The following is a 17335-nucleotide window of genomic DNA, read 5'->3' as shown; positions in this document are numbered from 1 at the left end:
TTTTGGAGCGGGGGTTATTACATAACCCCCGCTTACTCACTTAAATCCTCCACAGCATTTAGAATATTGAAGTCTAAATAACTAAAGTGACAAATTTTTGGTTGGTTTGCTATTAAAGGGCAAACTAAAAGTCCTTCACCTAATTGGAAATCCTTTTCTTTAATATCTACTCCTGGTCCGAAGGCTGTTACGTATGTCTGCTTTTCCGCATTCCCTATCACAAATTTTACTGGGAGATTTTCACGAATATATGTTGGTAATTGATTCGAATCTGACTTTTGCATGACAAACCATATAAAGAATCCTAATTGTCTTCCTTGTAAAACAACTTGTGATATTAGTTTCATTACTTCATCACGCTTCTTTTTTTCCATGGATTGCAAAACGGTTTGAAAACTAGCAAATTCATCAAACATTAAAACATGTGCTGAATGCCCAAAGTCTGCATATGTGGCTTCAAGTTGAGATTCTAGTTTGTTTTTTATTTCGATTTTTCTAAGATCCATTAGTTCGTTGAATCTCCTTAACAATTCAATAATCTTATCGAAAGAGCTCGCTGTATTATTACTAGATACCTTTTCACCAACAACTGATAGACTCGAATTTTTAGGGTCTACAAAGTAGAGATTATACTTTTCCTTTTTGAGTAGCATTTGAAGAATCAAGGAATACAGTGCGTATGTTTTCCCAGATCCTGTTTGTCCAACAAATAATGAACTATGCATTGGTATGCTTGTGAATTTATCTATGAATAGATGTTGTTCATCTGAACCTAATGCATGCTCTCGTAATCCATCTGAACTTTGAAAAGTAAGTTGGCGATTAATGTTGCTATCAAAAATATCGAATATATAATATTTTTCATCTCTTGATAAGTAACTTCTTTCTACAACATATCTATTTAATGCAATCGATATATTACTGGTACTTATATCTTTTTCCATATGAATGTTTTCAATATATAATTTACCGACGGATAACCCCTTTTCAAATTCAATTTTAATTCTTGGTAGCCGTGCTGTTTTTTTATTAAGGCGAAATCTAATGTTATAGTAATTTGAATCTAAAAAAGCCCTTCTTAAATTCAGTACAATAGAATAGTGGACTAGGGCATGCTTTATCCCTTTATAACCCTTATTTCTTATCATCCAAGTTAAAGCTTGTATTATAATTATTGAAGCGATGGCGGTTATAAAATAGGGGGTACTGTATTTCGTAACCCCTATTTCAAATAAATTGTCTACCACTAAGATGATTAATGTTATTACTATAAGAAAGATAAGTGTTGTGTATAGATAGATCCCATTCTGGATTCTACTTGTACTGATTTTTTTACTTTGTCTTGACATTTACTTTTTCAACATCTTCAAATCTTAAAATCAAATCAAACTCTATAACAAAGGATTTCTCTGGAATGTAATTAATAAGTTTCACGTATTCGCCTTTTTTTACATTAATAGAAGTTTTATTATTAAGCACAGTTACATCAAAGGTGTTTAGGACATTGTTGTCACGTTCTAAACCACTTTTTTTATCTATTCCATACTCCGTATCATCTTTAGTGATTAATAAAGTTAATGTTACTCCACTTTCACTAGGATCTTTCTTACTTGTGTACGGTCGTTGTGATACTAATCTAAAAAGATTGTGTGTGTTAGTTAAAAATTCTTCAGCATTGAAGTTGGTTTCAGTAAAAACCCATGCATTTGCAATTGGCATTGTAAATTCCTTCTTTCTATAAGTTTTTTAAGTTAGCGCTAACTTACTTATAACTTTATAAGAAAACCAATGTGTTTATAAGTGACTAACAGTATTTCGAATGATACATTTCACAATGCTCTTTGTAATATATTTATATCAAGGTATACTATATGTATCACCTTGATGTAAATATATTATTTGTGGGGGTTTATATGAAAAATAACCTAAGTGAACTGAGAAAAATGGAAAATCTTACTCAAGAACAATTAGCCGAAAAATTAAATTTGTCACTTGCAACAATAAAAAAATATGAGAGTGAACGACAAATACCAATAGATCAAGCATTAATCATATCAGAAATGTTTGATGTGTCTTTGGACTGGCTATATTGCAAAAATGATATTATCAATGAAAGGGATACGATGGTAGAGGTTTTGCAATCTCTAAATAAAGTTTTTAAAATAACAAATAGAAAAAATCACAATGGGGATGATGTGGTTTTATTAATAAATTCTAAGTTTAGAGATTTTTTGAGAGACCTAAATGAATTGTATATTGATAGACAATATTCTTTTAATATAGATAAGGGTAAAAAAGAGAAGGCTTATAATGAACTAAGAGAAGGTATTTTTGAAAAACATAAACCAATTATGAAAAGTATATTTGATGAATTATATTTTAATGAAAAAGATTCACAAGAAATACATGATATTGAAGATTTTACAGATAGTAACGTTCTAGATGTACTTGGATAATAGGTTATGTATGAAGTATTGTCATGTATTGTTTTAGGTATATAACTATTTGAATTAATGAAAGCATATTTGATAATCTTCAATACTTTAAAATAGATAATCTCATAATGTGTGTGAATAGGATGGCTCTGTTTTTCCTTTTCAGCTCCCCTGATTGTAATCTCCTAATGCGTCCGTAAAGTATGGACGTATTATCGATTATGTAAAGGGTTTTCGTTCTTCGGATATAATGGCAGAGTGCGTAATAAAGCAATTAACGCTTTAAACGCACTCTAATTTATTGGGCTTTACTCATCATATCTGCGAATCACTTGATAGCTGTCGCTACTTACGCCACTTGACATTAATCGATGCGGAGATTGTTGGAATGGTGACCAAAAAGGTCAAAAATAACATAAGAGAGGTTGATCTAGATGGAAACCATTTTAGAGATTGTACGTATCGAACAAATTATTTGTGAAGCTGAGGAGGGTGTAAATTATATGATAAAAAGTCCTGAAGACGGAGCAGAAATTGCTTCTCGATTTATTGGACGTGATGACCGGGAAGTATTCTTTGTTATGTGTTTAAATACAAAGAATCATGTTGTAGCAGTTCATCGTTGTCATATTGGTTCATTAAATGCTTCGATAGTACATCCACGTGAGGTGTTTAAATCAGCAATACTCAATAATGCAGCAAGCGTTATTGTAGCACATCAGCATCCAAGTGGTGACATTACACCATCGATGGAGGATATCAGCGTAACAAAGCGTTTAGCAGAGGCTGGCAAGCTACTAGGAATTGAAGTATTAGATCATCTAGTAGTAAATAACGAAGGTAAGTTTACAAGTTTGAAAGAGAAAGGGCATTTTTAAAAGGGAGAAATACTCCCTTTTTCTTCAAGGATCTACATATGACAGGTGTCGGTTGAAAAGTAAGAGCTAATTTATGGTAGAATGTAATTGTAGGTCTAAAGTATATAAAACAAGACATTAAGAGATTAAAATATAAAAACCAAATGATATACCAATATTAACTTTAGGAGTGAATTTTCATTGAATCAAGAAAGACTGAATAACTTAAAGAAAAACTTATGGGAAACAGCAGATGAATTACGTGCGAATTCAGGTTTAAAAGCATCTGCATACTCAATTCCCGTACTGGGATTAATATTTTTAAAGTTCGCTGATGCAAAATATGAACAACATGAAGATGAAATTATGAAAGAGTACGAGGCGTTAAAAGGTGGAAGACGTGAAAAAAAGATTGAAGAGATTGCAATTGAAAAATGTGGGTTTTACTTACCTAAACAATCACGTTTTTCATATTTACTTAATTTAAATGAAGAGGAAGATATCGCGAATAAAATTAAGGATGCAATGGAAGGTATTGAAGAATATTCTCCAGAGTTTGTAGGCGTATTACCAAAAGATAATTATCATAATTTAAATGCGGAAGATAACAACAAAATTTTAAACAGGCTACTCAGAAACTTTAATGACATTCCAACAGATTCTCAAAATGATATTTTTGGGGAAGTGTATGAATACTTTTTAGGTAATTTTGCATTAGCTGAAGGGCAAGGTGGAGGAGAGTTCTATACACCAAGGACTGTCGTACGTTATATGGTTGAGGTTTTACAACCAATGGAAGGTAAGATATTAGATCCTGCTTGTGGTTCTGGTGGTATGTTTGTTCAAACAGCTCATTATGCTCAAGAACATAAAGTAAAGAATGGTGGAACACCTTTAAATCTAAGAGCTTATGGAGTAGAACGCACTGGTGAAACGGTTAAGCTAGCAAAAATGAACTTATTTTTAAATAATATTCGTGGAGAGGTAACAGAGGCAAACTCATATTATGCTGATCCATATGATTCATTTGGTAATTTTGATTACGTATTAGCGAATCCACCATTTAATGTTGACAATGTTGAATTGGATTTAGTAAAGGAGCAAAAAAGGTTTAATACATATGGTGTACCTCAAACTAAAGGTAAAAAGCCAAAAGTACCGAATGGAAATTATTTATGGATTAATCAATTTGCCACTGCATTAAATGAAACAGGAAAAGCATCACTCGTTATGGCAAACTCTGCCTCAGATGCAGGACATAGCGAAAAGGAGATCCGTAAAACATTAATAGAAGATGGCATTGTTTCTCAAATGGTTGCACTTCCATCTAATATGTTCAGTACTGTAACTTTACCAGCTACATTATGGTTTTTTGATAAACAAAAGAAAAAGGAAGATGAAATACTATTTATTGATGCACGCAATATATTTACTCAAGTTGATCGTGCATTAAGAGAGTTTTCTGACGAACAAATAAAGAATTTAGCAATTATTAACCGTTTATATGAAGGAGATAGTGAGAGCTTTTATTCACTGATTAAGGAATATGAAACTAGTAGAGATAACTCAGATTCAGAAAAGGATAAGAAATACTTCCAAAAACAAATTGATTGGTTACTGGAACGTTTTCCTGATGGAAAATATCAAGATGTAATAGGTTTATGTAAAGTGGCTAAGCTTGATGGTGAAGATGGAATTATTGATCAAGATTATTCATTAAATCCTGGAAGATATGTGGGGGTTGTCATAGAAGATGATGGCATGAAAGCTGAGCAATTTAAGGGGAAGTTATCGGGTTTAAATGAAGAGTTTAAACAATTAAATAAAGAAGCAAAGGATTTGGAAGAACAAATAGGAAAGCATTTGGATAGTTTGGTGATTGAATATGAGTGATTGGAAAACAATTAAATTAAAAGACTTTGTTACTTTAAAAAGGGGATACGACTTACCCCATGATAAAAGCAGGGAAGGAAATTATCCAGTTATTGCTTCTACTAATATCCGTGGCTATCATGATGAATATAAAGTTGATTCACCTGTAGTAACGGTAGGACGTTCAGGTTCCATAGGCAAGGTACAAGTCGTTAACAAAAAGGCTTGGCCATTGAACACAACTTTATATGTAAAAGATTCTAAAGGAAATGATATTAATTTTATATATTACTTTTTGCAGACAATGGGTTTAGAGCAGTTTAATTCAGGAGCAGGAGTTCCGACATTAAACAGAAATCATATCGGCTTGTTAAAAATAATAATCCCTAATATAAAGAAACAAGAAAAAATAGCAAAAATTCTTTCCACATACGATAAATTAATCGAAAATAACAACCGTAGAATTGAAGTTTTAGAACAAACAGCGGAGGAAATTTACAAAGAATGGTTTGTGCGAATGAGATTTCCAGGATCTGAAAATATAAAGTTTGATAAAGGGATACCTGAAGGATGGGAAAATGTAAAATTGGGTGAAATTATATCTAGATTAGAATCTGGAAGCAGACCTAAAAGTGTGACAAGCGAAGAAGTCATGATAGTTAGTCTAGGCGCAGGAGATGTTAAAGGATTAGGAGAGTATATTAATACTAATGAATATCTGATTCCCTATAGTTTTTATAAAAAAATGACTAGAGGTAAGGTTCGGAGTAAAGATATTGCTGTTTATAAGGATGGTGCTTACACAGGGAAAGTCACAATGTTTAGAGATGACTTTCCATACAAGGAAACAGCTATAAATGAACATGTTTTCCTTGTCAGTAGTAAAGAATCTATACTTCAAAACTACTTATTATTCACATTAAAACAAAAATCATATTTTGATCTAATGCAAGCTCTGAGCATGACCTCTGCTCAACCTGGGTTAAATCAAAGAAACTTTAAAAACATAAAAATTATATTGCCATTAATAGATATATTGGAGAAATTCAACAATTTAATTGAGGATATATTAAAAGAGATATTTAATTTATCTAAACAAAATCAAAACTTATCAAAACAGCGTGATCTTCTTTTACCCCGTTTGATGAACGGTACAATTGAGGTGAAATAGAGGAGGGACAATATGAGGAAGACAATTACCGAAGATATGATTGAGCAAGCATGTATTCAGGTGTTATCGAAAAATGAATATTATAGTTTTATTAATGCAAACATCAATGCGAATAAAGTGTTCTCTTCATTAAATGTATTAGAAAGTGAAAAGGATGGAACAGGGCGCTCGAATATACAGGAAGTAATTCTCCCAAAGGTGTTGTTTGAAAGTTTGCAAAGTCTAAATCCACATATACCAACAAATTTATTGAAAGATATTGTACAAGACTTCAGACGTCCTTTTACAGATAAAGAACTTGAGGTCGTTAACTATGAACGGTATAGACAGTTAAAAAACGGGATTCATGTAGAATTCGAAAAAGATGGTAAGAAACAATATGAAACAGTTCGTATCATTGATTTTAATACTGCATCTAATAATACGTTTACACTTGTTTCCCAAATGTGGATTAAAGGAGAAACACAACATCGTAGACCCGATTTACTTTTATTTGTGAATGGATTGCCTATTGTTTTTATTGAGCTAAAGAATTCAGATGTTAAATTAAAAACGGCATATGATAAAAACTTACAAGATTATATTCGTGATATTCCGCAATTATTTCATTTTAACCAATTGTGCGTTCTATCAAATGCATCTGAAACGAGAATAGGTAGTTTTACAGCCAATTACAATCACTTTTTCGAATGGTTACGTTCAACAGAAGATGACACAATAAATCGTCAACAAATACGTTCTGAGGGAACAAGTATTCAGTATTTGTTAGAGAATCTTTTGAAACATGAAACTTTACTCGATTATGTTGAGAATTTTATTCTATTTGAAAATAAAAGAATGAAAATATTGGCTAAAAACCACCAATTCTTAGGTGTTAATAATGGAGTTAAATCATTTGAAAATCGTGAAGAATTAAACGGTAAGCTAGGTGTGTTTTGGCATACTCAGGGAAGTGGTAAATCTTATTCAATGGCGATGTTTATTAATAAGATTAACAGAAAAACAACCGGGAATTTTACGTTTTTAATGGTTACTGATCGGCAAGATTTAGATGATCAGCTGTATAAAAACTTTCTAAGAACAGAAACAGTCACAGAAGAGGAATCGGCTAATCCTAAAAATGGTGTAGCATTAAGAGATGACTTACAAACGAATAAGCCATTCTTATTTACACTTATACAAAAATTCCGTTATGATAAAGGGAAGAACTACCCAGTATTATCTGAGCGGGATGATATTGTCGTCATTGTAGATGAAGCACACCGTACACAGTACAAATCATTAGCACAAAACATGAGAACAGCTCTACCAAATGCTCAATATATTGCTTTTACAGGTACTCCATTGTTAGGTTCAAAACGTCTTACGAATCAATGGTTTGGAGACTATGTTAGTGAATATAACTTTGCTCAGTCAATTGAAGATGGATCAACAGTACCTTTATATTATTCGAGAAGAGTTCCTGAAGTATGGTTAACGAATGACTTTTTAGAAGATGACTATTTAGAGATCATTGAAGATGAAAACCTGACTCCTGAAGAGGAGGAAAAGCTATCTAACCATTATTCCAAAACGAATGAGGTATTAAAACGTGATGATCGTTTAAATATTGTAGCAAAGGATATTGTTGAACATTTTCCTAATAGGGGATATTTAGGTAAAGCAATGGTTATATCTGTAGACAAATTCACTACTGTACGTATGTATGACAAAGTAAAATATTACTGGAATGAAAAATTAAAAGAATTATATCAAAAACGTTCGAGTGCTCCTTCAAAAGAAGAACGAGAACGGATTAATAATCAAATAAAATATATGCAACAAGTGGAGATGGCTGTCGTTGTTAGTGAAGATGGCAATGAAGATGAAAAGTTTAAAAATGAGGGGCTAGATTTTAAGAAGCATCGTGAACGGATGAAACACATTGATGAAAATGGGCATGACATTGAAGATAACTTTAAGGATCCTAACAATCCATTATCACTTGTATTTGTTTGTGCGATGTGGCTAACAGGATTTGACGCACCAAATACGTCAACTATTTATTTAGATAAACCGATGAAAAGTCATACATTAATGCAAACAATTGCACGGATTAATAGAGTGTTTCCAGGAAAAAACTCTGGATTAATTGTAGATTACCTCAACTTATTTAAATACATGAAGCAAGCTCTTGGTGATTATGCAAATCCTGATAGTGATGACAACATGCCTGTGAAAAACATTGAGGAACAGATAAAATTATTAGAAGATGTCATTCAAGAAACAAGAGGGTTTTGTAATCAACTAAATATAAACTTAGATGCAATCCTTCAAAGAAATGAAACGTTTGATCAGATTGACCTCTTTCAACAGTATACGAATATCTTATTAGATAAAGATGAGTATCATGAGGAATTTAAGATTTATGCGAATTTGTGTAAGAACATATATGAAGCTTGTAAACCAGAGATATTTGAATTTGATTGGAAAAATAATTATCTATCTATTATTTTTTATCTAAGTGATATGATTAAAGCATCTGTTAGAGAAGAGAATATTGACAGTGCAAAAATAGCACTTAATAGAACCCTAGATCTAAGCGTACAATCTAAATATGTTAAAGAAGATGCAGGAGAAAATAAATACGAAGTTACAACGATGAAAACATTAAATCTATCAGAAATAAATACGGATGATATTCGTAAAACAATCAACGAGTCTCCTTATAAAAACATAGAAATTCAAGAACTGAGATCATTTATTGAAGATAAATTAAACAAACTTCTAGAAGATAATAAGACGCGAACTAATTTTGTGGAGCGATATAAAGAGTTAATTAATCGTTATAATTCCGGTAACTCTACAAATGAAGATTATTACGAAGATCTGGTTGATTTTGTAGATAATCTAAAGCGAGAAGATGAACGGCATGTCAAAGAAGGTTTGACTGAAGAGGAGCTAGAGATATATGACTTGTTAAAGAAAGATAAGTTAACGAAAAAAGAAGAAGAGAAAGTAAAGTTATCTGCGAAGAGATTATACGAGTCTATTAAAAATGAACAAAGTAAAACGAACGTCATTGACTGGTATAAAGACGAGCAACCTAGACAAGCTGTTAAATTTGAGATAGAAGCATTATTAGATGAAACATTACCAGATAGCTATGATAAAGAAACGTTTAATGTAAAAACAGAAGTTATTATGACACATTTAATGGAAGAAGCTATGATTGAAAGTGCTGTATCTTAATGAATAGTAATTTCGCGCTTTATTAATGGGTTGGAAAATACCTGTATTCTCACAGTTAAATATGGAGGGTAATAATTGACGATAAAACAAGAAGAACCAAAGATTAAAAAGTTAAGCGAATATATGAATTATGTTGAAGAATTATCTGATGCATATTGCTTTTCCAGAGGACAGCCTGGAGATTATTCGTTACTACCAAGTGCTCTAAGAACAGATGCAAAGAATAATAGAAAATACACTAGACAGTCCATTACAAGAATCTTTTCTAGAAAACCCAAATTATAAAGCTTCATCTACAAATTCAGATGAAATAAATAAGCTTGTAAATGAAATAATAACGAATGTAGTGCAAATGTAAAAATTATAATATCTATAAAGGTTTATATAATGTTTAAGTTAAATGATTTTTTACAAAACAAGTTTTAATAAAAGTCTGATGAGATAGTATTCAACTAGCATCTCATGGTTCAAATTGGTTCAAGTGCTATCAATCTCAATCAATTTTCATCAACCTTTATCCAGTTATAAATTGGTGAAGTATTGATACAGATGGATTAAGCTTGATTGAGTATATATGAATTTCATCTTGATATTTCTCAAAACGTTAATTGTTGGTTTCGATATCTACTCTCAGAGCATATGCTCTGGGAGTTTTTTTACGTTATAATAAGATAAAAGGAAAGCTTACGTTAAGGAGTTATAACTTATGAATAAAGAAGAAGAACTCATGTACAACTTCAGAGATTTATTTAATAAGATTTCTTATTTAAATAAGTTTGAAATGGAAGAAGCACTTAAAGGTTTAACTTCTACTGAGGTGCATTGTATTGAAGCCATTGAAGAAAATACAAATCCTAATGTCAGAAGGCTAGCTGAAACGCTCTATATGACTAGAGGTGCTATTAGTAAACTGACAAGAAGATTGATAAAAAAAGAATTGATAGAAAGTTATCAAAAAGAAGATAATAAAAAGGAAATTTACTTTAAACTAACTGATTCTGGTAAAGCAATATACGATACTCACGAACAGTTACATGCTAAATTTCAGAAACGTGATGAAAAGGTCTTCGAAGAGATGGACGAGGCACAGTATCAAGCAATGATGAATTTTATAAATCAATATCGCAATCATCTGGATCAAGAAATTAATAAACAAAATCGTGCGATTAATTAAAGGTGACATTCCTAGAAAGGGGATGTCTTTTTTTATCATTAATTATTGTTGACGAGGAAACAATATCGTGATAAAGTTTATTTTGTTGAACAGGAAACAATATTCGAAAGGAGCTTTAATATAGCACATTCTACAAATAAATTACCAAGAGATATACTAGCAGGTGCATGGGCGATTGCATTAGGCGCGATTGCTCCGATGCTAGACTCTACGATGATAAATATCGCAATCAATCACTTAATCAAAGATTTTCATTCCTCACTTAATATTATTCAGTGGGCCATTACAGGTTATATGTTGGCATTGGCCATAGCAGTTCCAGTATCTGGATGGTTAATGAATCGATTTAATAGTAAAGCAGTTTTTATCAATGCTACTGTCATATTTGGTGCCATTTCTTTAATCATAGGATTAAGTACTAATGTATATCTATTCGTCATTTTACGCTTGATTCAAGGATTCAGTGCTGGGGTTATCACAACACTAATGATGTCACTTTTAGTAAAAGTAGCAGGACAAGATAAAATAGGGCGTGTCATGGCTATCGTAAGTACTCCTATGATATTTGGACCAATATTCGGTCCGGTACTTGGCGGCTTTCTGACACAGTTTCTATCTTGGCGTTGGATATTTTTTATTAATATCTTTGTTGTTATCATCGCAGTACCCTTAATGAATAAGTACATTCCTAATTTCACACCGTTTGATAAAGAGAAGAAATTAGATGTAGTAGGTATGATTTTACTGATTGTATTTTCTGGTACATTTATGTACGGCATCAATCAGTTAAGTCACAACAATAGCCAGTTTAATTCATCGGCTACTATTTTCATTGTCATAGGCATTGTAAGTTTAATTTTATACATGCTTTATGATAAAAAAAGAAACAGCGAAACAATTCTGCCATTGTCACTATTTAAATATAAATTCTTCTCATTATCTGGAGCAGGTCTATTATTAGCGAACGCGGCGATAATGGGACCGATGATTATCTTGCCGCTATTGTTTATCAATATTTATCATATGAATATGGTTCAAGCTTCTTTAGCGCTCATTCCTCAAGGCGTGGGAATGTTAGTAACAAGACCAATAATTGGTAAGTTAATTGATAGTAAAGGTGCAGAGATTGTAAGCTTTGTTTCGATTCTCATTTCAATCATGAGCACGATTCCATTTATTTTCATTACGGATCATACAAGTTTATGGTGGCTCTATCTTATGCTCTTCGCACGAGGATGCAGTGTCGGAGGTATTATGCTTGGTTTTACAAGTTCAGCTTATATTGGTTTGGCAGACAAAGATTTGCCTCCAGCAGGTGTTGCAATCAATATGATAGAAAATTTAGGATCCAGTTTCGGCACAGCATTGATAGCCGCAATAACAGCATACTTCATGAGTTATAACATGCTTTCAACAGCTCAAGAATTAAGCGGATATCAAGGAGGATTTGCGCTATCAGCAATCTTACTCATTATCCTATTACTACCGTTATTAAAGTTAAAAAGACGAGCTTAAAATCGCTGATGAATCTTTCAATTAACTAAGAAACAGATGAAAATTAAATAAAATAGAAAACCATCCTGGAGCCGTTTGAGCTTCCAAGATGGTTTTTTACCTTTTAAGCTTTAAAGTTTTTATTCAAGTATTCATAAATAGCGTCAGCATCAGTTAATTTAAAGAAATCAGCAAATGCATCTTTATCTTGAGTTTCGAAAAATGCAACAAGATCAGATAGAAGATGAACTTGGCTTGCTTTATCTGCGTTTAAAATAACGAATAAGAAATCAACAGTAATATCTTTATGAGGTGAACTCATATTTTGGAATACGATTGGGTTAGTTAATTTAACAGGTACAATCTTAGTATTATTAACAAATTCAGGTTCTGTATGTGGAATGGCCACATTAGGATAGTCTTTGCTGATGTTAGCTAAGCTGATTGCTGTTGGATAATTTTTTTCACGTTCTAATACGTGTTCTAAAAAGTTATCTTTTACATCTCCTGATTTAATCAATGCTTCTGACACTTCTGTAAAAACTTCTTCTTTGCTAGTGGCATTCGAGACGAATACACTTTCTTTAGAAAATAAATGACTCATAGGTTGCTCCTTCTTCGATGTATATTATTTAACATTCTATCTTTTCACTTAAAGTATAGAATTATAAATAGATGTACGTCAACTTATTAATTGAAAGTACGATAAGTTATCTGCTTGATTGACAGTATTTTGCCATATTTAAAACGCTGCCATTACCTTCACGTTTATTTCCCTTTATTCAACGCAATCCGAATATGTTCTAAATGATGATTTCCATGCCAAGCCATCTTAGAAATCAATGCCGCTAAAGTTACCATTCCGTCATCTGGATGGTGCATTTTTCGATGAAATGCTGTTTCTGACAAACTCTTTAATAATGTGGCCCACCGTTTATGGAGACCATTAATTAGGGCTAGCGAGTATTCTAAAGGAACATCTTGATCGGAAAGTTTTACCCATTCCTTTTCTTCAAAGGTGCAGACGTTCGGACAATGTTCTGTCAATATCAGCTTGGTACGTATATAGGCATGCATATGCGCATCTGCAATATGATGTATCAAGGTTTGGACGTCCCAACTATTTTCTCTGTAGGTTGCTTGTCTTTCAGCTTGAGACAGGTTGCTTGTTAGTGTCGTTAATTTTTCAGGCAGTTTCTCTATATCTTTAATCCATCTTGCTAAGTCGTGCGCAGTAAAAACTTCTGGAAAAGTATATGAACCGATGGGATATTGATTTTTAAGCATAGTATCTCCTTTATTAATTTGATTACTTTGAGTATATCACTTTTATATTTTAATCCGAATTATTCTCCTAAAAGGAGCAAAATATTACGATTTAATGAAAACCTTTCCAAAAAATATTTTGAAATAGTATGTTTTTAATTGTCAAAACGCTTTCAGTATGACATACTTTAAAATAATTAGTATGACACATTAAGAAAGATATATGAGGTGATCAGCAAATGACAAAATATATTTATGCATTTTCAGAAGGAAGTCAAGCTATGAAAGACCTTCTAGGAGGAAAGGGAGCTAACTTAGCGGAAATGAAGCGACTCGGCTTACCTGTACCAGATGGTTTTACAATTACGACAGAAGCTTGTATTGAATATTTAAAACATGGTTCAATATTATCAGATGAACTGAAAGAAGAATTACATAATCAATTGGCAGCATTCTCAGAACGAACTGGCAAAGCATTTTCATCTGACGAGAATTTATTATTAGTATCTGTGCGCAGCGGTGCAAAAATTTCCATGCCGGGTATGATGGATACGATTTTAAACTTAGGTTTGAATGATGAAAATGTTGAAAAGTTAGCAGAAAAAACGGGAGATGCACGATTTGCGTATGACTGTTACAGACGTTTATTACAAATGTTTGGACAAGTCGTCTATGGCATTACCATGACTGCTTTCGATCATTACTTTGATAAATATAAAGAAGAACATGGATATGAAATAGATGCCGATATTCCAGCTGAAGGATTAAAGGAAATCAGTGACCGCTTCAAAGAAATCTATGTTGAAGAAGTCTACAAACCATTCCCGCAAGAACCGCTGCAACAATTAACTGAAGCAGTAGAAGCGGTATTTAAATCATGGGATAACGACCGTGCCCGTGTCTACCGTGACTTAAACGACATTCCACATGACATTGGAACTGCAGTCAATGTACAAGAAATGGTCTTCGGTAATAGTGGTAACCGCAGTGGAACTGGCGTTGCCTTTACACGTAACCCAGTAACGGGTGAGAATAAATTATTCGGTGAATACTTATTAAATGCACAAGGGGAAGATGTAGTAGCCGGTATCCGTACACCAAAAGAAATCGCAACGTTAGATACACAAATGCCGGATGTTTATCAAGAATTTGTAGATGTGACTGAGAAATTAGAAGCACATTACAAAGATATGCAAGATATCGAATTCACGATTGAAAATGCTCAATTGTATATCTTACAAACGCGTAACGGTAAACGTACTGCTAAAGCAGCCATGAAAATTGCCGTTGATTTAGTAGATGAAGGGGTTATTACGAAAGAAGAGGCGCTGACAAAGGTAGATGTAAAATCAATCGATACATTGCTGCACCCAGCTTTTGAAGAAAAAGCTTTAGAAGCAGCAGAAGCAATTTCTGACGCAGGACTTCCTGCAAGCCCTGGAGCTTCAACAGGTAAAGTGGTCTTCTCAGCTGAAGATGCTAAAGCACAAGCAGAACAAGGGGACAAAGTCATCTTGATGCGTCCTGAAACTTCTCCAGAAGATATTGAAGGAATGGTCGCAAGTGAAGCAATTGTAACGACACATGGCGGTATGACTTCACATGCTGCAGTAGTTGCACGTGGTATGGGTAAATGCTGTGTGACAGGCTGCTCAAACTTGAATATTGATACTGCTAATAAAGTGGTTAATTATCATGGTAAACAAATTCATGAAGGTGACGTTATCTCCGTTGATGGTTCAACAGGCAATATCTACCTGGGTGAAATTGAAACAACGAGTGCTGAGCATAGCGAAGAATTCGACCGCTTCATGCAATGGGCGGAAGAAAGTGCGCGTTTAGGCGTCCGCATGAATGCTGAAACACCTGCAGACATTGAAGCGGGGTATCAATTCGACGCTTCAGGAATTGGCCTCGTACGTACAGAGCACATGTTCTTTGGCGCTGAACGTCTGGTGCAAATGCGTCGTTTCATCTTAGCTTCTTCAAAAGAAGAGCGCGTTGAGGCCCTAAATGAAATTCGTAAATACCAAACTGAAGACTTTGAAGAAATCTTCAGATTATCTAATGGCCGACCTACCATTGTACGTTTATTAGATCCGCCATTACATGAATTCCTTCCAAAATCAGAAGAAGAAATTCAAATCGTCTCTAAACAATTAAACGTGCAACCAGAAGTATTGAAACAACGTTTAGGTGATTTGCATGAAGTCAATCCGATGTTAGGACACCGTGGCTGCCGTTTAGCTGTCACATATCCTGAACTCGCTGAAATGCAGGCTGAAGCAATTATCGGCAGTGTGATGCGCCTGCAAGCAGAAGGTATTGAAAGTAAACCAGAAATCATGATTCCATTAGTTTCTACTGTTGAAGAATTTAAGACTTTAAAAGATACAATTCAGACAACTATTTCTGAATTAGAAGAAAAAGAAAGCAAGACAGTGAACTATCTTATTGGTACAATGATAGAAACACCTAGAGCGTGTCTCATCGCAGGCCAACTTGCTCAAGAATCAGAATTCTTCAGCTTTGGTACTAACGACTTAACACAATTGACATATGGTTTCTCACGCGATGATGCAGGTAAATTTATTGGTGAATATATTAATAGAGACTTGTTATCAGTTGATCCTTTCCAAACTTTAGATGTAGACGGTGTAGGACAATTGATTCAGACAGCAGTTGAACAAGCAAAAGCCAGCAACCCTCAAATCAAAATTGGAGTCTGCGGTGAACTTGGCGGCGATCCGAAATCAATTCACTTCTTTAACGATTTAGATATTGATTATGTTTCTTGCTCACCTTTCCGTGTGCCGGGCGCGATTTTAGCTGCTGCACAAAGTCAGGTAGAAAGCGAGAGATTGGTCGGTGCAAACAACTAACGAAAATTTAACATTGTATATTGTTTCAGATTCTATCGGAGAAACAGCGATGCGTATGGCACACGCCACATTGACGCAGTTTCCAGATTTAGAAGAGAAAGCAGAAATTAAAAAATTTCCATTTATTAAAAGTGAAGAGGAATTCTTAACGATTTTAAACTTAGCCAAGCAACGTAATGCCGTAGTGGTCACTACTTTAGTCAGTCCGAAATTCAATCAATTAGGACAGGAATTTGCTAAAGTAGAACAAATTCCTTATGTAGATTATATGTCTGGCTTGCTCAGTATTATTGAAGAACGCACTCACCGTTCACCTTTACGTGAAAGTGGGGCACTTCGGAAGTTAGACGAGCATTATTTCCAACGTATTGAAGCGATGGAATTCTCGGTTAAATACGATGACGGCAAAGTGTATGAAGGCATGGAAGAAGCTGATGCAGTGATTGTCGGGGTCTCCCGTACCTCTAAAACACCGCTTAGCATGTACTTGGCAAATAAAGGCTACAAAATAGCGAACATACCTTTAGTACCTGAAGCGCCAATACCTGAAGAAGTGTTTAATAAGAAGATGTTGGTATTCGGCTTAACTGCAAGTCCGAGCTATATTATGAATATCCGTACAGAACGTATTCGCGTCTTAGGAATGAAAGGTGCTGCAAATTATAATAGTTTGCAGCGCATTAAAGAAGAACTCAGCTATGCAGAAGAAGTCTTTTTAAAATTCAATGCGACTGTCATCAATACAGAATATAAATCTATAGAAGAATCTGCATTCTATATTGAAAAATATTTAAATAAAAAATAAGGATATGGCTTTATCTTTCTCACACTTTGAAAAATATCCGAAATTCACATTTTAAAATATAAACGTCTGACCGTGTTTGAGCACTCACACTCAAGCGCGGTCTTTTATTTTTTTCGAAATTCGGGAAGAGAAGAGTATGTTAATGAGA

14 protein-coding genes are annotated in these 17335 nt (G+C 33.6%); 10 read left to right on the top strand and 4 right to left on the bottom strand.

Annotated elements, in window-relative coordinates:
• Positions 1-32: 32 nt before the first annotated feature.
• Together CNQ82_RS10495 and CNQ82_RS10490 are read right to left on the bottom strand one after the other, a co-directional pair.
• A complete protein-coding gene (locus CNQ82_RS10495; protein WP_123145213.1) occupies positions 33-1349 on the bottom strand; it encodes an FtsK/SpoIIIE domain-containing protein in 1317 nt (438 codons plus the stop codon).
• Positions 1333-1719 (bottom strand): hypothetical protein, encoded by a 387-nt coding sequence (locus CNQ82_RS10490; RefSeq protein ID WP_120380551.1) that lies wholly within the window; start codon positions 1717-1719, stop codon positions 1333-1335. The genes CNQ82_RS10495 and CNQ82_RS10490 overlap by 17 nt, the downstream gene beginning before the upstream one ends.
• 194 nt (positions 1720-1913) lie before the next feature.
• Between CNQ82_RS10490 and CNQ82_RS10485 the strand changes: the two genes are divergently transcribed.
• The 8 genes from CNQ82_RS10485 (at position 1914) to CNQ82_RS10450 (ending at position 12255) form a co-directional block, all read left to right on the top strand.
• Entirely contained in the window at positions 1914-2456 is a 543-nt protein-coding gene (locus tag CNQ82_RS10485; RefSeq protein ID WP_164711965.1) for a helix-turn-helix transcriptional regulator, read from the top strand.
• Positions 2457-2869: 413 nt separating this feature from the next.
• Positions 2870-3313, top strand: a complete 444-nt coding sequence (locus CNQ82_RS10480; RefSeq protein WP_123145211.1) for a JAB domain-containing protein — start codon at positions 2870-2872, stop codon at positions 3311-3313.
• Between the two features lie 180 nt (positions 3314-3493).
• Positions 3494-5185 (top strand): class I SAM-dependent DNA methyltransferase, encoded by a 1692-nt coding sequence (locus tag CNQ82_RS10475; protein WP_123145210.1) that lies wholly within the window; start codon positions 3494-3496, stop codon positions 5183-5185.
• Positions 5178-6335, top strand: coding sequence for a restriction endonuclease subunit S (locus tag CNQ82_RS10470; protein WP_123145209.1), 1158 nt, complete (start codon positions 5178-5180; stop codon positions 6333-6335). The genes CNQ82_RS10475 and CNQ82_RS10470 overlap by 8 nt, the downstream gene beginning before the upstream one ends.
• A 12-nt stretch (positions 6336-6347) precedes the next feature.
• Complete coding sequence (locus CNQ82_RS10465; protein WP_123145208.1) at positions 6348-9566, top strand: type I restriction endonuclease subunit R; 3219 nt, start codon at positions 6348-6350, stop codon at positions 9564-9566.
• Between the two features lie 75 nt (positions 9567-9641).
• A complete protein-coding gene (locus CNQ82_RS10460; RefSeq protein WP_123145207.1) occupies positions 9642-9851 on the top strand; it encodes a hypothetical protein in 210 nt (69 codons plus the stop codon).
• Between the two features lie 421 nt (positions 9852-10272).
• Positions 10273-10740 carry a MarR family transcriptional regulator gene (locus CNQ82_RS10455; RefSeq protein WP_123145206.1) on the top strand — a complete coding sequence of 156 codons (468 nt, stop codon included), beginning with the start codon at positions 10273-10275 and terminating at the stop codon, positions 10738-10740.
• Between the two features lie 120 nt (positions 10741-10860).
• A complete protein-coding gene (locus CNQ82_RS10450) occupies positions 10861-12255 on the top strand; it encodes a DHA2 family efflux MFS transporter permease subunit (RefSeq protein ID WP_123145674.1) in 1395 nt (464 codons plus the stop codon).
• A 103-nt stretch (positions 12256-12358) separates the two neighbouring features.
• Here CNQ82_RS10450 and CNQ82_RS10445 read toward each other — a convergent pair whose 3' ends face one another.
• Positions 12359-12838 (bottom strand): PTS sugar transporter subunit IIA, encoded by a 480-nt coding sequence (locus CNQ82_RS10445; RefSeq protein ID WP_123145205.1) that lies wholly within the window; start codon positions 12836-12838, stop codon positions 12359-12361.
• A 164-nt stretch (positions 12839-13002) separates the two neighbouring features.
• Positions 13003-13521 (bottom strand): YfiT family bacillithiol transferase, encoded by a 519-nt coding sequence (locus tag CNQ82_RS10440; RefSeq protein ID WP_123145204.1) that lies wholly within the window; start codon positions 13519-13521, stop codon positions 13003-13005.
• Between the two features lie 218 nt (positions 13522-13739).
• Between CNQ82_RS10440 and ppdK the strand changes: the two genes are divergently transcribed.
• Both ppdK and CNQ82_RS10430 read left to right on the top strand, forming a co-directional pair.
• Positions 13740-16382, top strand: coding sequence for a pyruvate, phosphate dikinase (ppdK, locus tag CNQ82_RS10435; protein ID WP_123145203.1), 2643 nt, complete (start codon positions 13740-13742; stop codon positions 16380-16382).
• On the top strand, positions 16369-17187 hold the full coding sequence (locus CNQ82_RS10430; protein ID WP_123145202.1) for a pyruvate, water dikinase regulatory protein: 819 nt from the start codon (positions 16369-16371) through the stop codon (positions 17185-17187). The genes ppdK and CNQ82_RS10430 overlap by 14 nt, the downstream gene beginning before the upstream one ends.
• The last annotated feature ends 148 nt before the right edge of the window (positions 17188-17335 follow it).

This window comes from Staphylococcus debuckii (assembly GCF_003718735.1).
Classification (GTDB): domain Bacteria; phylum Bacillota; class Bacilli; order Staphylococcales; family Staphylococcaceae; genus Staphylococcus; species Staphylococcus debuckii.
Note: the sequence above shows the minus strand (reverse complement) of the source record. Positions and strands in the feature narration are given on the sequence as shown.